General features: G+C 71.8%; 20 protein-coding genes. 7 read left to right on the top strand and 13 right to left on the bottom strand.

Annotation, left to right across the window (positions count from 1 at the left end; translation table 11 throughout):
• Positions 1-32: 32 nt before the first annotated feature.
• Positions 33-1094, bottom strand: coding sequence for a phosphotransferase family protein (locus LUW87_RS07390; RefSeq protein ID WP_232670486.1), 1062 nt, complete (start codon positions 1092-1094; stop codon positions 33-35).
• A complete protein-coding gene (locus tag LUW87_RS07385) occupies positions 1091-2395 on the bottom strand; it encodes an acyl-CoA dehydrogenase family protein (protein ID WP_232670485.1) in 1305 nt (434 codons plus the stop codon). Before LUW87_RS07385 ends, LUW87_RS07390 begins: the two co-directional genes overlap by 4 nt.
• Before the next feature lie 54 nt (positions 2396-2449).
• Here LUW87_RS07385 and LUW87_RS07380 point away from each other — a divergent pair, with 54 nt between their 5' ends.
• On the top strand, positions 2450-2896 hold the full coding sequence (locus LUW87_RS07380; protein ID WP_232670484.1) for a MarR family winged helix-turn-helix transcriptional regulator: 447 nt from the start codon (positions 2450-2452) through the stop codon (positions 2894-2896).
• Positions 2897-3059: 163 nt separating this feature from the next.
• Here LUW87_RS07380 and LUW87_RS07375 read toward each other — a convergent pair whose 3' ends face one another.
• The 3 genes from LUW87_RS07375 to LUW87_RS07365 form a co-directional block, all read right to left on the bottom strand.
• Positions 3060-4298 (bottom strand): NADH:flavin oxidoreductase, encoded by a 1239-nt coding sequence (locus tag LUW87_RS07375; protein WP_232670483.1) that lies wholly within the window; start codon positions 4296-4298, stop codon positions 3060-3062.
• 16 nt (positions 4299-4314) lie between these two features.
• A complete protein-coding gene (locus LUW87_RS07370; RefSeq protein WP_232670481.1) occupies positions 4315-5136 on the bottom strand; it encodes a hypothetical protein in 822 nt (273 codons plus the stop codon).
• 159 nt (positions 5137-5295) lie between these two features.
• Complete coding sequence (locus LUW87_RS07365; RefSeq protein ID WP_232670480.1) at positions 5296-6105, bottom strand: TauD/TfdA dioxygenase family protein; 810 nt, start codon at positions 6103-6105, stop codon at positions 5296-5298.
• A 237-nt stretch (positions 6106-6342) separates the two neighbouring features.
• On the opposite strand from LUW87_RS07365, the gene LUW87_RS07360 reads away from it, so the two are divergent.
• A complete protein-coding gene (locus LUW87_RS07360; protein WP_232670479.1) occupies positions 6343-7158 on the top strand; it encodes a coniferyl-alcohol dehydrogenase in 816 nt (271 codons plus the stop codon).
• Between the two features lie 22 nt (positions 7159-7180).
• On the opposite strand, the gene LUW87_RS18290 is transcribed toward LUW87_RS07360, so the two are convergent.
• Complete coding sequence (locus LUW87_RS18290) at positions 7181-7639, bottom strand: MarR family winged helix-turn-helix transcriptional regulator (RefSeq protein ID WP_232670478.1); 459 nt, start codon at positions 7637-7639, stop codon at positions 7181-7183.
• 136 nt (positions 7640-7775) lie between these two features.
• On the opposite strand from LUW87_RS18290, the gene LUW87_RS07350 reads away from it, so the two are divergent.
• A complete protein-coding gene (locus LUW87_RS07350; RefSeq protein WP_232670477.1) occupies positions 7776-8609 on the top strand; it encodes an SDR family NAD(P)-dependent oxidoreductase in 834 nt (277 codons plus the stop codon).
• Positions 8610-8661: 52 nt separating this feature from the next.
• Here the strand turns inward: LUW87_RS07350 and LUW87_RS07345 are convergent, their stop codons facing one another.
• Together LUW87_RS07345 and LUW87_RS07340 are read right to left on the bottom strand one after the other, a co-directional pair.
• Positions 8662-8850, bottom strand: a complete 189-nt coding sequence (locus LUW87_RS07345) for a hypothetical protein (RefSeq protein WP_232670476.1) — start codon at positions 8848-8850, stop codon at positions 8662-8664.
• A complete protein-coding gene (locus LUW87_RS07340; RefSeq protein WP_232670475.1) occupies positions 8847-9053 on the bottom strand; it encodes a hypothetical protein in 207 nt (68 codons plus the stop codon). Before LUW87_RS07340 ends, LUW87_RS07345 begins: the two co-directional genes overlap by 4 nt.
• A gap of 234 nt (positions 9054-9287) precedes the next feature.
• On the opposite strand from LUW87_RS07340, the gene LUW87_RS07335 reads away from it, so the two are divergent.
• Both LUW87_RS07335 and LUW87_RS07330 read left to right on the top strand, forming a co-directional pair.
• Positions 9288-9980 carry a YqjF family protein gene (locus LUW87_RS07335; protein ID WP_232670474.1) on the top strand — a complete coding sequence of 231 codons (693 nt, stop codon included), beginning with the start codon at positions 9288-9290 and terminating at the stop codon, positions 9978-9980.
• Positions 9981-10064: 84 nt separating this feature from the next.
• A complete protein-coding gene (locus LUW87_RS07330) occupies positions 10065-10289 on the top strand; it encodes a hypothetical protein (RefSeq protein ID WP_232670472.1) in 225 nt (74 codons plus the stop codon).
• A gap of 77 nt (positions 10290-10366) precedes the next feature.
• Here the strand turns inward: LUW87_RS07330 and LUW87_RS07325 are convergent, their stop codons facing one another.
• From LUW87_RS07325 to LUW87_RS07310, 4 genes are all read right to left on the bottom strand, one after another.
• Positions 10367-11137, bottom strand: coding sequence for a hypothetical protein (locus tag LUW87_RS07325; RefSeq protein WP_232670471.1), 771 nt, complete (start codon positions 11135-11137; stop codon positions 10367-10369).
• A 50-nt stretch (positions 11138-11187) separates the two neighbouring features.
• Positions 11188-12150, bottom strand: coding sequence for an LLM class flavin-dependent oxidoreductase (locus tag LUW87_RS07320; protein WP_232670470.1), 963 nt, complete (start codon positions 12148-12150; stop codon positions 11188-11190).
• A gap of 132 nt (positions 12151-12282) precedes the next feature.
• Positions 12283-13131, bottom strand: coding sequence for a glucose 1-dehydrogenase (locus LUW87_RS07315; protein ID WP_232670469.1), 849 nt, complete (start codon positions 13129-13131; stop codon positions 12283-12285).
• Positions 13132-13279: 148 nt separating this feature from the next.
• The gene (locus tag LUW87_RS07310; protein ID WP_232670468.1) at positions 13280-15028 is read right to left on the bottom strand and encodes an N-acyl-D-amino-acid deacylase family protein; all 1749 of its coding nucleotides are present in this window, start codon (positions 15026-15028) and stop codon (positions 13280-13282) included.
• Between the two features lie 152 nt (positions 15029-15180).
• Between LUW87_RS07310 and LUW87_RS07305 the strand changes: the two genes are divergently transcribed.
• On the top strand, positions 15181-15735 hold the full coding sequence (locus LUW87_RS07305; protein ID WP_232670467.1) for a cupin domain-containing protein: 555 nt from the start codon (positions 15181-15183) through the stop codon (positions 15733-15735).
• 8 nt (positions 15736-15743) lie between these two features.
• Here the strand turns inward: LUW87_RS07305 and LUW87_RS07300 are convergent, their stop codons facing one another.
• Positions 15744-17522, bottom strand: coding sequence for a glycoside hydrolase family 20 zincin-like fold domain-containing protein (locus LUW87_RS07300; RefSeq protein ID WP_232670466.1), 1779 nt, complete (start codon positions 17520-17522; stop codon positions 15744-15746).
• Between the two features lie 125 nt (positions 17523-17647).
• Here LUW87_RS07300 and LUW87_RS07295 point away from each other — a divergent pair, with 125 nt between their 5' ends.
• Positions 17648-19318, top strand: coding sequence for a flavin-containing monooxygenase (locus tag LUW87_RS07295; RefSeq protein ID WP_232670465.1), 1671 nt, complete (start codon positions 17648-17650; stop codon positions 19316-19318).
• Positions 19319-19417 lie beyond the last annotated feature (99 nt).

Genomic DNA, 19417 nt, shown 5'->3' with positions numbered 1-19417 from the left:
CGGCGAGCAGCGACGTCGGGACGGGGGCGAGCTCAGCGACCCCGGAGGGCGGGGATCGACGAGGCGTTCGCCCGGTCGAGGGCGATCTGGGCCACGGCCTCGATGGTGGGGGCGATGGCGGCCGCCCGGTCGGGGTCGGTGGCGGCCAGGCGGGCCTGGCTCCCGGCGATGATGGCGGCCATCTTGGTGGCCGCCAGCACGCAGTAGACGTCGATCTCGTCGACCTGGCGACCGCTGGTGGAGGCGTAGCGCTCGATGAGGCGGTCGGCCGACGGGAAGCCCGGGTTGAGGCGATGGGGCTGCGGCGCCCGCTGGCGCCACAGCAGCTCGCCCATCTCGCCCCAGTACATGACCACCATGCCGACGTCGGTGAGCGGATCGCCGAGGGTGGACATCTCCCAGTCGAGCACCCCCACCATCCGGCGGGGCTCGTCTCGTGCCCACATGGTGTTGTTGAAGCTGTAGTCGCCGTGCACGACGGCCGCGCCGGCCTCGGCCGGGACGGCCTCCGCCAGACGGCGCAGGGCCTCGTCGACGGCCGGCAGATCACGTTGCTTGGCGGCTTCCCACTGGGTGGTCCAGCGCTTCACCTGGCGGGCCAGGAAGCCCTGCGGCTTGCCGAACCCGCCCAGCCCGACGGCCTCGTAGTCGACCGCGTGCAGGCGGGCCAGCACGTCGACCAGCTCGTCGGTGGCGGCGGCGGCGTCGTCGACGTCGAGGTGGGCCACCGCGTCGGCGTCGTCGTAGACGATGCCGTCGAGGCGTTGCATGAGGTAGAAGGGCGCACCGATGACGTCGGTGTCGTCGCACCGGGCCACCGGGGCGGCCACCGGCACGTCGGTGCCCACGAGGGCTTGCTGCACGGTGAACTCGCGCCCCATGTCGTTGGCGGTGGCCAGCAGCCGGCCGAGCGGAGGTCGCCGCAGCACCCAGTCGTTGGCGTCGTCACGCACCCGGAAGGTGAGGTTCGACGACCCGCCCGAGAGGTGGTCGATGACGAGGGGTCCTGACGCCTCGGGCACGTTGGCGCGCACCCATGCCGTCAGCCGGTCGGCCGGCACCGCCTCCTCGACCGGGAACGCGTCGGCGCTCACAGGTTGGCCTCGGCCAGGTCGAGGTACTCGGCGAAGCGGGCCTGGGCCTCGGCGGTGCGGGTGGGGACGTGCTCGGTCGGGTAGCCCTCGACAGGGCTGTAGTCCTTGAGGACCTTGCGGGCGATGAAGGACTTGTGCACCTCGTCGGCGCCGTCGGAGAGCCGGAAGTTGCGGGCGGTGCGGTACATCCGCTCGAGGGGCAGGTCGGTGGAGTACCCGAGGGCACCGTGGACCTGGATGGCCCGGTCGATGACGTTGTAGAGGACCTGGGCCCCCCACCACTTGATCTGGGCGATCTGGACCCGCGACGCGGAGCCGCCGTAGGTGTCCCAGTGCCAGGCCGCGTGCAGGGTGAGCAGGCGCGCCGCCTGGATCTCGGTGGCCGAGGAGGCGATGAAGTCCTGCACGAACTGCTTGTCGGACATGGGTCGCCCGCCCATCTGGCGGGAGATGGCCCGCTCGCACATCATGTCGAAGGCCCGCTGGCAGGTGCCGATCCAACGCATGGCGTGGTGGATGCGACCGCCGGACAGGCGCTTCTGGGCCAGCAGGAACCCCTCCCCGGGTTGGCCGATGAGGTTGCCCTTGGGCACGCGGCAGCCCTCGAAGATGATCTCGGCGTGGCCGCCCAGGTGGTGGTCGCCGGGATAGGGGTGGGGGTGGTCCATGGTGCCGATGTCGCGCACGATGTTCATGCCCGGGGTGTCGCGCTCGATGAGGATCATCGAGGCCCGGCGATGGGGCCCGGCGTCGGGGTCGGTGACCACCATGGCCAGGACGAAGTCGGCGACCGATGCGTTGGAGGCGTACCACTTGTGGCCGTCGATGACCCACTCGTCGCCGTCGAGCACGGCCCGGGTGCTGATGCCGGTGGGGTCGGATCCGGCGGTGTGCGGCTCGGTGAGCGAGAAGCTGGAGGTCATGTCGCCGGCCAGCAGGGGCCACAGCCAGCGCTCCTTCTGCTCGTCGTCGGCGCCGATGGCCAGCAGCTCGCTGTTGCCCGAGTCGGGGGCCTGGTTGCCGAACAGCGCCGGCGCGCTTCCGGTGCGGCCGAGGATCTCGTGCATCAACGCCAGCTTCACCTGGCCGAGACCCTGGCCCCCGAGCTCGGGATCGAGGTGGGCGGCCCACAGGCCCCGCTCCTTGACCTCGGCCTTGATGGGGTCGGTGGCCCGCTTCCAGGCCTCCTTGCTCATCTGGCCCTTCACCAGGTCGAGGGGCTGGATCTGCTCGACCACCACCTCACGGATCCAGTCGAGCTCCTCCTGGAACTCCGGATCGGTCGAGAAGTCCCATGCCATCGCCTCTGCCCCCTAGAAGTCGTTCACAATGTGAAGGACCTAGGCTAGGTCCCGATGTCGTCCCCCGCCAGCCGCCGTCGGCTCAACGAGTCCATCAGCGCTCTCGCCCGGTTCACCCGGAGCCGCAAGCTCGACGCCCTGCACGCCGAGCGGGCCGGGGTCTCGCTCAACTTCCCCGCCTTCTCGGTCCTCGGCCGACTGGTGGCCGACGGTCCCCTCGGCGTGGGCGAGCTGGGCCGCCGCAGCCACATGGCGCCCAACGCCCTGAGCCGGCAGGTGAAGGTCCTCGAGGATGCCGGGTACCTCGAACGCCGGGCGCACCCCGACGACGGCCGGTCGTGGGTGCTGGCCGCCACGCCCGACGGGCGGGCGGCCCACCGGCGGCTGCGGGAGGCCAACGAGACGATGCTGGCCCGTCAGCTCCGCGACTGGACCGATGACGACATGGACGCCCTGGCGGCCGGGCTCGAACGGCTGGTGGCCGACCTGCGTCGCCAGTGACGCGGTCACCCTCCGTTCCAGCGCTCCCTGTGCCCCCGCCGGTCCCCGCGTAGCTGTCGGGACAGGGCGTCACCCCTCGACGCTCTCTCCTGACAGCTTCGCCCATGGGCTCGGGAGGAGGTTGGGGCTCGGCCAACGGGCGCCGGGCCTCGAGCGCGGCTGGCTACCTGATGGTGTGGGCGGCGGGCACGACGATGGGCTCGGGGTGGTCGAGCACGCAGCGGCTGCCGCTGTAGATCGACGGCATGCACCGGTTGCAGTGGATGCAGTTCCCCTCCAGCTGGTCGCCGGACTGCATGCGGGCCAGCAGGTCCGGTTCGCGTAGCAGCGCCCGTCCCATGGCCACGAACTGGAACCCCTCGGCCATGGCCCTCTCGATGGTCGCCCGGGTGTTGATGCCCCCGAGCAGGATGAGCGGCATGTCGACCGCATCGCGCACCTGGCGGGCCTTGCCGAGGAAGTACGCCTCCTCGAAGGGGTAGGCCGGCATCATCTTGCCGGCGATGAGCTTGAAGCCGAAGCGCTGGAGGGGGGGCAGGGTGGCGGCGAAGTCCTCACGCGGGGCGTCGCCCCGGAAGAGGTACATCGGGTTGGCGAGCGAGCTGCCGCCGGTGAGCTCGAGCGCATCGAGGCAGCCGTCCTCCTCGAGCATCCGGGAGAACTCCGCGCTCTCGGGCAGCCGGAACCCGCCCGGGACGCCGTCGTCGAGGCTGACCTTGGCGGTGACCGCGAGCCCATCGCCGACCGCCTCGCGCACGGCTCGCACCACCTGGCGGGCGAAGCGGGCCCGGTTCTCGAGGCTGCCTCCCCAGCGATCGGTGCGCTTGTTGAACTTGGGCGAGAGGAACGACGACAGCAGGTAGTTGTGGGCCAGGTGGATCTCGATGGCGTCGAAGCCGGCCTCGGCGACCAGCCGCGCCCCGCGCTGGTAGTCGAGGGTGATGCGGGTGATGTCGTCGTCGGTGACGGCCCGGGTGACCTTCATCGACACCGGGTTGAACGACCGGCTCGGGGCCAGGGCCGTGGCCCGGTTGCTCTTGGCGTTGGCCACCGGCCCGGCGTGGCCGATCTGCGCCGAGACCTTGGCCCCCTCGGCATGGACGACATCGGCCAGCCGGGCGAGGCCGGGCACCGCCTCGGGTCGCAGCCAGATGCACTCGGCGTGGGTGCGGCCCTCCGGGGAGACGGCCAGGTAGGCGACGGTGGTCATGCCCACCCCGCCGGCGGCCGGCCGACGGTGGAACTCGACCAGCTCGTCGGTGACCAGGGCCTCGGGGACGACCCCCTCGAAGGTGGCGGCCTTCACGACGCGGTTGCGCAGCGAGAGCGGTCCCAGCGTGGCGGGGGCGAACGGGTCCGGCGGCGTGGCGGTGACCGGACGGTCGGGGGTGGTGTCGGTCATGAGGTCAGGTGGCGAGCTACCAGAGCTCGTCGGTGTAGGTGTCGGTGCCGAGCGCGGTGCGCAGGAACGGCGCCACCAGACGGGTGTCGGCCAGGCCGGCGGCCTCGACGGCGTCGGTGTAGGCCCGGACGCGTTCGAGGCAGTCGGTCACGTCGCCGCGCACGAACAGGATCTGGCACAGGCGCTCGGGCCCGCCGGCCGGAGTGCCGAGGTCCATGGGCTGGTCCTTGGCCGGGTTGGGGTTGGGCCGGAACGAGGTGGCCATCTCGATGGGTCCCCCGTCGAGGAGGGCGGGCAGGGCCTCGGCGCGCAGACCGCTGAGCAGGTCGGGGGCCTCGGTGCCGTCGCGGCCGTCGAACCAGACGACGACGATGCCGTCGTAGGCGGCGTCGAGGGCCACCAGCATGGGGACCGGGTCGTCGTCGCGGTAGTCGGTGTCGACGTAGTCGTAGAGCACCGTGTGGGTGTGGGTGCGCTCGGCGAAGCCCCGGCCGTTGGAGTACAGCCAGGTGACCTGCTCCTGGGCCCAGTCGTTCCAGTCCTGGTGGTGGCCCTCTTCGACCCAGTAGATGGCCACGTACGAGCCGGCGTCGGTGGGCGAGGCGATGGTCTCGTCGCCCTCGGGCCAGCGCAGGTCCTTGAGCCGGCGAGGTGCCACCCAACGGCTGCCGGCCAGCTGGTACGGCCCGGTCAGGCAACCGGCGTAGAAGTGGTCGCGCTCGTACCAGCGGTTGTAGGCCTTCTCGAACCCCTTGTTGGGGTCGACCATGGTGAGCAACATGCTGCCCACCTTCACCGGGTAGTCGTTCACGCCACCGACGTCGAGCGGATAAGCCATCGGATTCCCCCGTTGTGCACTTCTGCGACCTGGTACGGCCCCGGACCGTAGTCGGGCCCGGCGGAGGTCCGGCTCCGTCCCGGTCGCGGGTCGCCCGGTGTGGCCCGTCGCTCGGTCGGGCCGGTCCGGCGACGACCCTGGATCCCGGTGGGGCGCGTGTCAGCGCTCGTGGGTGCCGACCACCGACACCCGGTACATGAGACGGCGCCCGCCGAAGTCGGCCAGGACCATGTGCATGGTGGCCCGGTTGTCCCAGATCAACAGGTCGCCCTCCTCCCAACGGTGGCGGTAGGTGAAGGGCTCCTTGGTCGTGTGGCGGTACAGGTACGCCAGGAGCATGTCGCTCTCGTCGGGGGGCAGGCCCACGACGTGGCGGGTGTAGGTGGGGTTCACGAACAGGCCCGGCGCCCCGGTCTCGGGGTGGGTGCGCACGATCGGGTGGGCGTGCCGGCGCTCGTCGGCCACCGCGGCCGAGTAGTCGGCCGCCGAGGCCGATCCGAACCGGTAGCGCAGCTCGCTGATGCGGCTCAGGTCGTGCACCGCGGTGAGCCCTTCGAGGTAGCGCTTCATGGGCGCCGAGAGCGCGGCGTACGCCGCAGTGCTGGAGGCGAACATGGTGTCGCCGCCCACCTCCGGGAGGAGCTTGGCGTGGGTGAGCGTGCCCATGGGCGGGTGCTCGAGGAAGGTCTCGTCGGTGTGCCACATCGACGCCGTGGTGCCCTCCTCGGAATCGAGCACGCTGACCTGTTCGTAGCCGGGCCCCAGGTTCGGGAAGAAGGCGTGGACCTCGATCTCCCCCAGCTGGCGCCCGAGAGCCATGTGCTGGTCGGGCGTCATGGTGGGGGCTTTCACCAGCAGCACCTGGTGGTCGAGGAGAGCCTGGTGCACGCCGTCCAGGGTCTCGGGGTCGAGGAGGTGGTCGAAATCGATGCCTCGCACCTCGGCGCCGAGCGCGGCACCCAGCCTCATGATCTCCATCGTCGCCTCCCCGGGACCGGGCGCACGTCCGGCCGTTCGCCGATGTTGGCACGAGCCCGGCCGGGCATCCCATCGAACGGCTCGTGCGGGAACCGAGAGAGGCGAGAACGTGCATGACTTCGACGACTCCTGGTGCGCCGACGTCATGCGAGAAGCGTGATGAGGGCGGGCACGGGGAGTGGAGTAGGTTCGAGGCGGACCTAACGCTCGTTTCGGGGGAGATCACCCATGTCGGACCTGTTCAACTACGAGGGCAAGCGCGTCGTCGTCACCGGCGGTGCCACCGGCATCGGTGCCGCGCTGGTCGAGCTGCTGCGCGAGCTCGGCGCCGAGCACATCACCGTGCTCGACATCAAGAAGCCCGAGGGCCCCATCGACGCCTACGTCGAGGTCAACCTGGCCGACCCGGCCAGCATCGACGCCGCCTGCGACCAGATCGACGGTCGCATCGACGTGCTGTTCTCGAACGCCGGCGTGGCTGCCAACGCCGGGGTGCGCACCTGCATGGCCGTCAACGTGCTGGCCTCGCGCCGCCTGGCCGAGAAGCTCATCGACCGCATCCCGTCGGGTGGCACCATCGTGTACACCGCCTCGATGGCCGGCAACGGTTGGCCCAACCAGGTCGGCGAGATCAACGAGCTCCTCGACATCGAGGACTGGGATGCCTTCCTGCAGTGGTGCGACGACCACCCCGACACGATCGGCGACGTCTACGCCTTCTCCAAGATGTGCATGCAGGTGTTCACCATGCGCAACGCCAAGCACACGATGGCCAAGGGCGTGCGCACCAACAGCATCTGCCCGGCCCCGGTCGACACCCCGCTGATGAAGGACTTCCGCGAGACCATGGGCGACAAGGTCATCGACTGGTCGGTCTCCCAGCAGGGCGAGGCCCGCATGGCCGTGGCCTCCGACATGGCCCCGCCGCTGGCCTTCATGGGCAGCGACGCCGCCTCGTTCATCAACGGCGTGAACCTGTTGGTGGACTCCGGGTTCACCGCGGCCATGACCACCGGCCAGGTGGACTTCAGCGCCCTGGCGTAGCGGCTGCGGCCGCGATGGTGGCTCAGCGGGTGGTGGGGGACCGGGCGAAGTCCTGCACCACCCGCCGCAGCAGCCCGGCCAGGACCTCGAGGTCCTCGCTGTCCCAGCTCCGGAACGCGTCGGCAGCGATCTTGTCGGTGGCGGCTCGGAACGTCCGGTAGGCGGTGCGGCCCTCGTCGGTGAGGGCGATGATCCGGGCCCGACCATCGGTCGGGTCGGTCTCGTTGGTGACGAAGCCACGCTCGGCGAGCGTGCGCAGCTCCCGGCTCACCAGGGGAGCCTCGGTGTCGGCGGCCTCGGCCAGCGCGGCGGAGCGCATGGGCCCGTGCTGGTGGAGGGCGGAGAGGATGGCCGCGGCGGGGTTGGAGAGCTCCACCCCCGAGACCTCGGCGCGCACGCGGGCAGCCTGGCGGCTGCGGCCGATGCGCCCCACCTGGCGCAGGGACCACTCGATCTCGCGCAGGTCATCGCGGCGGCTCACGGGCGCCGACACTACCGCTGCGATCTCGGCTCCTCGGGCTGTCGGCCCGGCGCGAACCGGCTCGTGCGAGGCGTCCGACCCGCGCCGGTAGGATCCTGAACCACATCAAGCAACTCTTCCGACGAAGGGAACCCGCATGTCAGCTCGGACCGCGATGGTCACCGGCGCCAGCCGAGGGATCGGGCGGGCCACGGCCATCGCCCTCGCCGAGGCCGGCTTCGACGTGGCCATCACGGCCCGCACGGTGAAGGAGGGCGACGCCACCGCTCGCACCGACGACCCGGCCATCGTGCTGCCGGGCAGCCTCGAGTCCACCGCCGCCGAGATCGAGGGGCGTGGGCAGCGGGCGGTGCAGGTTCCTCTCGACCTGCTGGAGCGAGAGGCCCTGTGGCCGGCGGTCGACGCCGCCATCGAGGGCCTCGGCCACCTCGACGTGGTGGTGAACAACGCCATCTACGTGTCGCCGGCCGGGTCCAAGCCCTTCCTCGACACCGACCCCGACGAGGTCGTGAAGCTGGTGTGGGGCGACTTCACCGCCCAGCTGCTGTTGCTGCAGCGCACGGTGGGCCACATGGTCGAGCGGGGCGGGGGCACCGTGGTGAACATCGGCTCGGGATCCGGCAAGTACAAGCTGCGGCGGCCCATCGGCAAGGGCGGGGCGGCGCTCACCTACGCCGCGGTGAAGGCCGGGTTCCACCGGGTGGCCGACCGCCTGGCCAACGAGTACGGCCGCCAGGGCATCGTCGCCTACACGATCGATCCGGGCTACGTGGCCACCGAGCGCACCCAGTTGCTGTCGAACCTCTCCGACGTGGCCAGCCGCGGCGTCGACCCCTCCGTGGTGGGCGCGGCCGTCGCCTGGCTGGTCACCGCCGGGCCCACCGAGGTCGACAACGGCAGCTACCACGAGGCCCAGGACATCGCCCGGGCCCTGGGCCTGCTGCCCCCGCTCGACGAGGGGACGGCCTGATCGGGACCCGCCGGCTGGGCTCGTCGGCCGGCTGCGTCGACGTCGGGGGCTGTCAGGCGCTGTCCGGGCCCTTGGGGTCCGCAGTGCGGCCGGGGGCGGTGTCGGCGGTGTCGTGGCTGTCCACGGGCTCGGCCTCGTGGTCGGCCAGACGCCCGAGCGCGATGCCGCCGCCCATGACGCTGCCGTAGACGGTGATGGCGAAGATGATCGAACCGACGATGAAGATGGCGAGCTCGCTCACGACGTCACCTCGGCCTGCTTGGGGGTGGGCTGCTCGATGGCGGTGAGCAGGAGGGTGCCGAGGGAGTGGATGGAGGGCACCCAGAGGCCCACGAAGATCCCGGCGGTCTGCTCGTCGGCGACGAAGTACAGGTACACCGAGAAGAGGAACGACAGGAACCCGGCGAACAGGAACGGCAGTCGACGTCGGAGGGATGGTGGCACGGAGGGCATGGGAGAGTCCTTTCTGCACGAAGGCGTCGACCCGTCCAACCACATTTAGTGCTAAATCCTTCCCGCGGCGGTGGCGCCACACCGGGTGGCGGTTGCGAGCGGAGGAATAGGGCGACCGACGGCGCCGTTCCCGGTGGTGTGACGACGTCCGGTCCAGCCCCTGCGCAGGCCCGTGGAGGGCATGGGGTCGTCCCTGGTGCTGCCGGCTTCGATCGGCCGCTGGTGATGACCCAGCGATGGAGCTCGATCGTGTGGTGCCACTGGCCCGTGCCGATCGAGACGGTCGCCCGCCGGCTCCCGACGGGAGTGCGGCCGGACCTGTTCGAGGGTCGGGCCTGGGTCGGCTTGGTGCCCTTCGAGATGCAGCGTCTCCGGCTGGTGATCGCCGGGCGAGAGCTCCCGGCGGTGCCCACCACCGAGAACTTCAGCGAGGTGAACGTGCGCACCTACGTCATCGGCCCCCGGGGCCCGGGCGTGTGGTTCGACTCTCTCGACGCGTCCTCGCGGCTCGGTGCGGCCGCCGCTCGGGTCGCCTGGTCGTTGCCCTACCAGCGCTCGCAGATCCACACGTCGGCGCACGACGGGCCGGGCTGTCGGGCGTGGTCGATCCGTCGCCCGGGCGGGACCACCGGGCGGGTGCGCGTCGCCGTCGGTGACGCCGTGGACGACCGAGCCGACCTCGATGCCTTCCTCACCGAGCGCTACGCCCTCTACGCCCGTCCCTGGTGGTCGCGATCGCCGGCGAGCGTGCTCTGGGCTCCCGTGCGCCACCGCCCCTGGGAGCAGCGTCGGTGCGTCGACGTCGACGTCGACGCCGGTCTCGTCCGGGCCGCCGGGTACCCGGTCGACGACGATCCGGTGCACGTCGTGGCCGCCGATGCCGCCGTCGTGCAGGTGGGGCTCCCGCAGCGGCTCTGAGAGGAGGTCCTCGGTGCTGCCCCTCTTCGAGGACGGCATCTCGGACCTCGCCCGGGACGCTCGTGTCGGTGCGACACTGGCCGTGTGGACGCCGAGGCCGCGATCCGGAACGCGCACGTGTTCTTCGAGCACAACAGCGGGTGGGCTCCACCCGACGACGAGACCCTCGCCGAGTGGGTGGCCGACGGGGTGTGCCGCTGCCCCGACGAGTGCCTGGTGACGCCGGACGGCTGGTGTGAGCACGGGATCGCCTCATGGGCTCTCGTCCTCACTGCCCTCGCCGAGGAGGACGCCGCCAACCAACGGTGAGCGTGTTCGTGCCCCTTGAGCGCGGCCGGGAGGCGGGGCGGGCTGGGTCGACCGATGAGGGGTCTACGCCGTTGCGCCTAGCGATCCACTCGCGATCCCTCGTCGTCGACCCGGACGGTGACCTGATCGAGCTGCTCCGGTGGCACGTCGCGCTGGTGCACGAGTATCTGCCAACCTCGCTCGACGGTCGCCGCCTCGGCCTCGAAGCCCTGGTCGTGGTCGGCGGCCCATTCCTGCAGCGCAGGCAGCTCCAGGGCGGAGGCCAGGGCTCGGTCGAGAGGTATCCGGTCGGTCGATGGGGTGGGCAGCTCCACCACGATCGGGGCGGGTGCCTCGGTGGCCTCGAACGCGTACACCGCTCCGAGGCCGATATGGGCTCGCACCTGGGCCGGTCCGGGGCCGAACCCGATGGTGGCGAGGTCGAGGGAGCCTTCCGTGGTGAGCTCGTCGCCTCCTTCCAGGGTCAGGACCTCACCCGGGTCGCAGTCGTCCCCCTCGAACGGGACCGACCGGAGCGCGGCGAGGGCCAAGGTCAGCGCGTCCAGCGGCGCGGGCTGACCGGACCCCGCGACCGGGAGTCCGGGGCCGTTCCAAGAGCTCGGGGTGAGGCTGATGGACGAAGGGCAGAGACGTCGCAGCGACAACGGCTCGGCACCGGTGTTCACCACGGTCAGGCGCCCGACCAACGAGTCGTCGAGGGTCGGGGAGGTCGGGCTGACCGCCAGGTCGATCTCGAGAGGACCGAAGTGCCCCTCCGACGTGACGGAGCCCCCTTCGTCCGACCCGGTGCAGCCCACGATCGTGAAGACGCCGATCACCAGGAGCAAGACCGTTGCCGCGGCGTTCACGCTCGGGCTCCGGTGCGGTGGGCCGTGCCGCGCCACCACCACTTCGGGGGTCACAGGCGGGGGCGGACCTGGGTGAAGAGGAGCTCGACGTGCTCCTCGACGAGGTCGTCGGGCATGGCGGCGATGCTGGCCCACAGGTACACGTGCTCGACGGGCGAGTCGGCGACGGCCTCGCGGATGGCAGCCACGGCCTCGTCGGGCGTGAGCACCCGCAGACCCGGCACCGATCCCGGGCCGGTGCGGCGCGACAGCACCTTCTCGGCGGTGAGCACGCGTGGTTCCCGACCGGTGCCGGCCGCTGCGGCCGCCCCATAGCTGTTGGCCTGGTGCAGGTAGTGGGGGAGGATGCGCTCGAGGGTGGCCTCGGGATCGCCGGCGACCACGATGTCGAGCAGGCCGCCGGTGCGGGCCGTGGCCGGGTCGTGGCCTCCCTCGACGAGGCCGTCGCGGTAGGGCTCGAGCAACGAGCGGTCGAGGCTGAGCAGGCCCACGCCGAGGCGTCCTGCTCGCCGTGCCCCCTGGGGGCCCTGGTAGCCCAGCCAGAGGGGGAAGGGGCGTTGGGCGGGACCCGGGGTCACCACGCCGTCGTCGAGCAGGCGGCGGATCTCGGCCACGGCGGCGTCGGTGAGGCCGTAGCGCCGGGTGATGTCGCGGTCGTAGAGCTCGTACTCGCGGGCGACGTAGCCGGCTCCGATGCCCAGCTCCAGGCGCCCCCCGGAGAGCTGATCGACCACGGCCGCCTCCTCGGCGACGAGGGGGGCCGGCCGCAGCGCGGCCAACACGACGGCGGTGCCGATGGTCATGCGCCGGGTGCGGGCGGCCACCGCGGCGAGGAAGGTGAGGGGCTGGGGGAGGTAGCCGTCGTCGAAGAGGTGGTGCTCGGTGAACCAGGCCGCTTCGCAGCCCAGGGCTTCGGCCCGTTCGAGCAGGTCGAGCGTGGCCCCGTAGACCTCCGGCCACGGCCGGGCCCACGGCTCGGGGTTGCGCAGGTCGAAGAACAGCCCGAGCTTCACCGGCGGCCTCCCATCGGGCTGGTGGTGCGGGTTCGATCTGGTGCCTGACGCGTCACGATCCGCCACGCTACTGGGAGCCGGCGGATCGTGATCACGGTCAAGCAACCGGCCGATCGGCGGCCGGGAGAGGGCTCAGCTCGGGACGGGGCCCTTGGCCACGAGGGCGTCGTGCCCGATGGCCGGCTCGATGAACGAGGTGAACAGGGGCCCACGGCGCAGGTGGTGGCCACCGTCGACGTTGATGGACATGCCGGTGATCCACCGGGCCTCGTCGGACACGAGGAAGCGCACCAGGTTGGCCACGTCCTCGGGCTCGCCGACGTCGCCCAGCGGGGTCTGCTGGATGTAGCTGTCGTAGACCTCGGAGTCGCGCGGGATGCCCTCCATGATCTCGGTGGAGATGAAGCCGGGGCGCACGGCGTTGAAGCGCACCTTCACCTCGCCGTACTCGTCGGCGGCGTTCTTCATCATCTCCTCGATGCCGGCCTTGGCCACCGTGTAGGCGCCGAACATGGGGTGGGTGCGGTGCCCGGCGAGCGAGGACATGCCGACGAAGGAGCCACCGCCGGCCGCCACCAGGTGGGGCACGGAGTGCTTGACCGAGAGCATGGTGCCCAGCACGTTGAGGTGCAGGACCCGTAGGAACTCGGTGGTGTCCTGCAGGTGGTAGGGACCCATGCCCCCGCCCCCGCCGGCGTTGGCCACGAAGCCGTCGAGGCGACCGAAGGCCTCCATGTGCCCGGCCACGAGGGCGGCCACGTCGTCCTCGACGGTGACGTCGGTGACCTGGTGGCGCACGGTGCCGGCTGCTCCGGAGGCGCCGATGCGATCGACGACGTCGGTGAGCTTGCTCTCGGTGCGGCCGCAGATGGTGACGTCCATGCCGTCCGAGGCGAGGCGCTGGGCGCAGGCGGCGCCGATGCCGGTGCCGCCTCCGGTGACGATGGCGGTGCGGCCGGCGAGGGACGCGTCAGCAGTCATGGAAGGTGTTCCCCCTGGGGTGTGTGATCTGGTCGCGGGCGCAGGTCGCGCCCGCGGACGGGACGCCTGCACCCTAGGCGGCGCAGGCGGGTGGGCCGGGAGGCCCGGAGCATCCGGCGAGGTCGCCGGTACCGGCGGGCCGGGTGGTTCAGCGGGCGCCGCGGACGAGGCGACCCGGGCGGGCGCCCGTGTCCTGGCCGTCGCGCCGGGTGACCACGCCGCTGACGATGGTGTGGGTGTAGCCGGTGGACCCCTGCAGCAGGCGCTTGCCGCCGGCGGGCAGGTCGTAGGCCATGTAGGGCCGGCCGATCTCGATGCGGTCCATGTCGATGATGTTGATGTCGGCCTTCTTGCCCTCGGTGATCACCCCACGGTCGGTGAGGCCGTAGAGCTGGGCGGTGTCGTGGGCCTGCTTCTTGACCACGAACTCGAGGGGGAGCCCCTCGCCGCGGGTGCGCCCCTTGGCCCAGAACGACAACAGGTAGGTGGGGTAGGAGGCGTCGCAGATCATGCCGCAGTGGGCGCCGCCGTCGGAGAGGCCGGCCACGCCCGCCGGGTGGGTGAGCATCTCGCGCACCGCGTCCTGGTTGCCGTTGGAGTAGTTGAAGAACGGCACCATGAGCATGGCGGTGGCGTCGTGCTCGCAGTAGAGGTCGTAGAGCACGTCGAGGGGGTCGCGGCCCTGGGCCTGGGCCATGGCCGTGACCGTGCGGTCGGCGGTGGGCTCGTAGTCGACCGGGTCGCCGAGGGAGTAGGTGCGGTCGACCATGCCCTGGCAGAGCCCGTTCATGCCGTCGAACAGCACGTTGGGGTCCGACGGGAGGTCGGTCTCGGACAGGATGGCGGCCTTCACCGTCGGCTTCTGCAGCTCGACGGCGAGCTCCTGCGGGGAGAGCCGCGAGGCCAGCTCCACGTAGGTGGGGCGCTTGGAGAAGGCGTGGTGGCCGGCGAAGCCCAGGAGCATCCCGAAGGGGCGGGCGGCGGCCTGCGGGTAGATCGGCGCCCCGGCCTCGTGGGCGGCGAGCGACTCGTCCATGATCTCGCGCCACAGATCGGGAGCGGCGTCGACCTGGATGAGGGCGAACGACACGGGGCGGTCGACCTCGGCCGCCAGGCGGCGCATCCACTCGACCTCGGTCTTGGGGGCCAGGATGTCCTCACCGGCGGCACCCATGGGGGCCAGCTCGAACACGGAGCGGCCTCCCTTCGCCATCGCTCGACCGAGGCCGAACAGCTCGTCCTCGGCGGCGAAGGTGCCGGGCACGGGTTCGCCGTTCATGGCGCGGTGGCCGAGCGTGCGGGAGGTGGAGAAGCCGAGCGCCCCGGCCTCGACGGCCTCGGTGACGTACTTGCCCATGAGGTCGATGTCCTCGGGCGACGCCGGCTCGTTGCGGGCGCCACGGTCGCCCATGACGTAGGTGCGCACCGTGCCGTGGGCGATCTGCACCCCGAAGTCGACGGCGAGCTCTCGGCTCTCGAGCTTGTCGAGGTAGCCGGGGAAGCTCTCCCAGCCCCAGGTCATGCCCTCGTGCAGGGCGGTGCCGGGGATGTCCTCGACACCCTCCATGAGCTCGATGAGCTCGGTCTCGCCGCCGGGATGGACGGGGGCGAACCCCACGCCGCAGTTGCCGCTGACGAGCGTGGTGACGCCGTGGGCGCTGGAGGGCTCGAGCACGGCGTCCCAGGTGACCTGGCCGTCGTAGTGGGTGTGGATGTCGACGAACCCGGGGGCCACGACCTTGCCGGTGGCGTCGATGGTCTCGGCGGCGTCGCCCTCGAGACCTCCGCCGCGCGTGACGGCGACGATGCGTCCGTCCTTGACGCCGATGTCGCCCACGAAGCGGTCGGCGCCGGTGCCGTCGACGATGGTGCCGCCGGTGATCTTGAGGTCGTACATGGGGGTCCCCCTCGGGAGTGACGTGTCCTCTGTCACCCTAGAACATCTGACGCGGCGACGTGTAGCGCTGTCACAGGAACTCTGGTTCGGGTGTTGGGCTCGTGGGCGCGGCAGTGGACGCGGTGACCGGCCCGGTCCGTCAGACTGCCGCCATGCGCCATCGCCTGACCGTCCTGCTCGCCGCCCTGCTCCTCGTGGTCCTGGCCGCGTGCGGTGCCGACGACACCGCCGAGGAGCGTTCGGCCGCGGCCCCCTCCACCACCGAGAGCGACGCGGACTCGACCGACCCGACCGACCCGGGCTCGTCCGACGAGCCGGTGGTCCGCGAGATCCTCTCCGAGCACGTCGACCCGCCGGGTGTGCCGGGGATGACCCTGTCGCTCGTCCGCTACACGATCGCCCCCGGGGCCCAGCTGGCTCCCCACGTGCACCCCGGCATCCAGATGGCGTTCATCGAGTCGGGCACTCTCAGCTACACGGTCGAGTCGGGCACTGCTGTCGTCCGGCGGGCCACCGGCACCGAGGAGGACGTCACCGGCCCCTCCACCACCTCCATCGAGGCCGAGGAGTCAGTGGTGGAGGTGGGCGACATGGTGCACTTCGGGGCCAACGACACCGACGCCCCGATCGTGATCCTGGCCACGCTGCTGACCGAGGACGGCGCCGGCCTCTCCGTGCCGGTGGTGGGCCCCACCGACCCCGCCTAGCCGAACGATCAGTCCGGGGGCGGACGCAGCTTCGCCAAGCTGTCGGCGCGCCCGCCCGGACGGGCCCGCCGGTCCCACGCCGCTCCCTGGGCATCGCGCACCTCGTCGAAGTCGAGGCGGAGGCGCTCCGCCGCGCCGGCCGCCCCGCCGCCGCGGGCGGCCAGACGGCGGGCGCCGTGGCGGGCGAGACGGATGGCAGCGTCGAGCTCCACCACCACGTCGTCGGCATCAGCGCAGGCGGGACGAGCGCGACCGAGAGCGGTGAGCGCGTCGTCGAGCGCCCCGGCCACCGCGTTGGCCCGCGCCGGGTGGACGGCGCCGGCCCCCGGCAGGAACATCCCCGAGACCACCTCGGCGGCCAGGGGGCTGGCGTTGAAGGTCTGTTCGCCGGTGCGGTGCCACACGCGCCCGATCGCGTCGAGGAGGCCGCCGAGCACCTCGGCGCGGTCGGCGAACACGTCGCGGTCGAGCACCGCGGTCACGTCGGCGTCGGCGTTGGTGGCTGCGCACCAGCTCACCGCCCCGGCGTAGAGGATGGCGGGGAAGCTCACCGAGGGCGGCTGGTGGTGGCCGTTGTCCCCCCAGTCGGTGACGAGGTAGCCGCCGGCACCGCGCTCCACGCCCACCCGGGCGGCGTCGAGGAGGTTGGCCCGGGCGTTGTCGATGCGGCCCACGAAGGAGTTCCACGACGACGTGCCGGGACACACCCAGAAGGGTCGTCCGGTCCCGGCGAGCGGTTCGGTGACCGCCGAGAACCCCGGGGCGTAGCCGGACCACTCGTCGAGGTCGAGGCCGATGCGGGCCATCAGATCGCGGATCTCGGGCGCCAGCGCGGCGACCGGCAGGTCCCGCTGGGGCGCCTCGTACCACCAGACCAGGGCCACGGCCTCGTCGGGGAGGTGGTGCAGCGCCTCGGGACGGCGCCGCACGACGTCGTCCCAGAACAGCACCCGCCGACCGTCGTCGGCGAGGGGGTTCGCCACGCGGGCCACGTGCTCGGCCCACACGTCGGCCGCTCCCCGTTCACGCACCGCGTCGGCGCTCACCCCACGACCCAGCTCGAAGGTCTCGTCGCACCCGATGTTCACCGTGCGTCCCGACAGGGCGGCCTGCTGCTCGGCCACCAGGTCGAGCACGAAGCGGGCGTTGTCCTCGGTGGGGGCGAGGGTCGACGGTGGCAGGGTCAGGCCCGGGGTCAGCTCCAGGCCCTCGGGGAGCTCGGCCCGCGACCGGTACGCGTCGTGGGCCAGCCACCGTTCCATGTGGCCGAAGCAGTTCTGGTTGGCGGCCAGCTCGATGCCGCGCTCGGCGCAGCGCGCGTCGAGCCAACGCAGGTCGTCGGCCGTCAGCGGGGAGGCGTCGTGCCACACCTCTTCGTGGTCGGCGTAGGCGAACGTGTGCTCCACGTAGAGCTGCAGGTGGTTCATCCGCGCCCGTGACATCACCTCCACCAGGCGGGCGAGCGTGGCGCGGGTGGGGACGCGGTCGCGGCTCACGTCGAGGTGGTAGCCGCGCACGGACAGGTCGGGATGGTCCTCCACGGTGCCCGTCGGGAGCCGGTCCGGGAACTGTCGACGCAGCTGGCCGAGGGTGGCGTCGGCGTGGGCCCGTCCAGCGTCGTCGGCGTGGTCGATGCGGATCTCGTCGTCGGCCACCGTGAGGCGGTACCCCTCGGCCGGCAGCGAGGGGTCGAGCGCGGTGCGCACCGCCGCGCCCGGCGGGCACGTCGCCGCGCCCAGCTCGACGTGACGGGGGTGGGGGAACAAGAAGCCGGTGTCGATGGCCATGTCCCAGTCTGGCCGGATGCGGACCGGTCGGCGACGGGGTGGCGCGTCGGCCCGACCGCATCGGCGGTCGGGGCCCCACCCGCCGTCCTGGGACATGATGGGGGGAGCACGAAAGGGGGACGCTCATGGCAGCAGAGGCGGAGGGCAGCCGGCCCGACGTCCACGAGCCCGGTCCGGTCACCGAGGTGGACGCGGTGGTGGTGGGGGCCGGCTTCGCCGGGATGTACATGCTGTGGCGGCTGCGTCGCCTGGGCCTCTCGGCGCAGGTGATCGAGGCGGCCGGCGACGTCGGCGGCACGTGGTGGTGGAACCGCTACCCCGGTGCCCGCTGCGACATCGAGTCCATGGACTACAGCTACTCGTTCGATCCCGACCTCGAACAGGAGTGGGACTGGAGCGAGCGCTACGCGACGCAGCCCGAGATCCTGGCCTACGCCGGCCACGTGGCCGACCGCCACGACCTCCGCCGCGACATCCGCTTCGAGACCCGCGTGACGGGGGCGTCCTGGGACGAGCTCGAGGGTCGGTGGCTGGTGCGCACCGACGCCGACGACCGGTTCCGCGCCCGGTTCCTCGTCATGGCCGTGGGCTGCCTGTCGGCGGCCAAGGAACCGGAGATCGAAGGCATCGGGACCTTCGCCGGCCCGACCCACCACACCGGCCGGTGGCCCCACGAGGGGGTCGACGTCAGCGGCCAGAGGGTCGGGGTCATCGGCACCGGGTCCTCGGGCATCCAGTCGATCCCGTTGCTGGCCGAGGTGGCCGAGCACCTCACCGTCTTCCAGCGCACGCCGAGCTACGCCGTGCCCGCCCAGAACGCACCGCTCGACCCGGAGTTCGTGGCCGAGCGCAAGGCGAACTACCGAGCCCACCGCGAGACGCTGCGCACCGAGACCCACGGCGGGGTGGTGGTGCCACCGCCCGCCGGGTCGCTCGCGGAGGCCGCCCCCGAGACCCGCGCCGAGCGCCTCCGCGCCGGGTGGGAGTCGGGGAAGCTGTTCGGGCTCCTCGGTGCCTTCTCCGACGTCATGGTCGACCGCGAGGCCAACGCGGTGGTGGCCGAGTACGCCCACCAGCGCATCGCCGAGATCGTCGAGGACCCCGAGGTCGCTCGGCGGTTGATGCCCACCACCTATCCCATCGGGGCCAAGCGGCTCTGCCTCGACACCGACTACTACGCCACCTACAACCGGCCGAACGTCGAGCTGGTCGACCTACGCGAGACCCCCATCGAGGCGATCGTGCCCCAGGGGGTGCGCACCACCGACCGGGTCCACGAGCTCGACGTGTTGGTCTTCGCCACCGGCTTCGACGCCATGACCGGCGCCCTGCTCGCACCCGAGATCCGAGGTCGAGACGGCGTGTCGCTGCGCGAGAAGTGGGCGTCGGGTCCGCGCACCTACCTCGGTCTGGCCACGGCCGGGTTCCCGAACCTGTTCATGGTCACCGGTCCCGGTTCGCCCTCGGTGCTCACCAACATGATGGTCAGCATCGAACAGCACGTGGAGTGGATCTCGGACTGCATCGCCCATCTGCAGACGGCGGGCATGGCCACCATCGAGGCCGACCCCGACGCGGAGGACGCATGGGTCGAGCACGTCAACGAGCTGGCCGGCTACACGCTCTACCCCGAGGGGAACTCCTGGTACCTCGGGGCCAACGTCCCGGGCAAGCCTCGGGTCTTCATGCCCTACCTCGGGGGAGTGGCGGGGTACCGCCAGCGGTGCGAGGCGGTCGCGAGCGACGGCTACGTGGGGTTCACCCTCGAACGGGCCGGGGCCGCCTCCGACGCCTGAACGACCCGGCGAACGAGCCGGGCGTCGCATCCGGACGCGACGGTGCCCCGCTCCGAGGAGCGGGGCACCGTCGGGCTCCCCCAGAAGGAGAGTGGGCCG

The sequence above is a fragment of the Rhabdothermincola salaria genome, assembly GCF_021246445.1.
GTDB lineage: Bacteria > Actinomycetota > Acidimicrobiia > Acidimicrobiales > Acidimicrobilacustridaceae > Rhabdothermincola_A > Rhabdothermincola_A salaria.
This window is presented reverse-complemented; position numbering and strand designations above follow the sequence as displayed.

What these genes read in the sequence shown, in the direction of transcription:
- LUW87_RS07310 (WP_232670468.1), bottom strand. Translation starts at nt 15,028, where the DNA reads ATGTACGACCTCAAGATCACCGGCGGCACCATCGTCGACGGCACCGGC.
- LUW87_RS07295 (WP_232670465.1), top strand. Translation starts at nt 17,648, where the DNA reads ATGGCAGCAGAGGCGGAGGGCAGCCGGCCCGACGTCCACGAGCCCGGT.
- LUW87_RS07375 (WP_232670483.1), bottom strand. Translation starts at nt 4,298, where the DNA reads ATGACCGACACCACCCCCGACCGTCCGGTCACCGCCACGCCGCCGGAC.
- LUW87_RS07365 (WP_232670480.1), bottom strand. Translation starts at nt 6,105, where the DNA reads ATGAGGCTGGGTGCCGCGCTCGGCGCCGAGGTGCGAGGCATCGATTTC.
- LUW87_RS07350 (WP_232670477.1), top strand. Translation starts at nt 7,776, where the DNA reads ATGTCAGCTCGGACCGCGATGGTCACCGGCGCCAGCCGAGGGATCGGG.
- LUW87_RS07370 (WP_232670481.1), bottom strand. Translation starts at nt 5,136, where the DNA reads ATGGCTTATCCGCTCGACGTCGGTGGCGTGAACGACTACCCGGTGAAG.
- LUW87_RS07360 (WP_232670479.1), top strand. Translation starts at nt 6,343, where the DNA reads ATGTCGGACCTGTTCAACTACGAGGGCAAGCGCGTCGTCGTCACCGGC.
- LUW87_RS07300 (WP_232670466.1), bottom strand. Translation starts at nt 17,522, where the DNA reads ATGGCCATCGACACCGGCTTCTTGTTCCCCCACCCCCGTCACGTCGAG.
- LUW87_RS07385 (WP_232670485.1), bottom strand. Translation starts at nt 2,395, where the DNA reads ATGGCATGGGACTTCTCGACCGATCCGGAGTTCCAGGAGGAGCTCGAC.
- LUW87_RS07380 (WP_232670484.1), top strand. Translation starts at nt 2,450, where the DNA reads ATGTCGTCCCCCGCCAGCCGCCGTCGGCTCAACGAGTCCATCAGCGCT.
- LUW87_RS07315 (WP_232670469.1), bottom strand. Translation starts at nt 13,131, where the DNA reads ATGACTGCTGACGCGTCCCTCGCCGGCCGCACCGCCATCGTCACCGGA.
- LUW87_RS07305 (WP_232670467.1), top strand. Translation starts at nt 15,181, where the DNA reads ATGCGCCATCGCCTGACCGTCCTGCTCGCCGCCCTGCTCCTCGTGGTC.
- LUW87_RS07335 (WP_232670474.1), top strand. Translation starts at nt 9,288, where the DNA reads ATGACCCAGCGATGGAGCTCGATCGTGTGGTGCCACTGGCCCGTGCCG.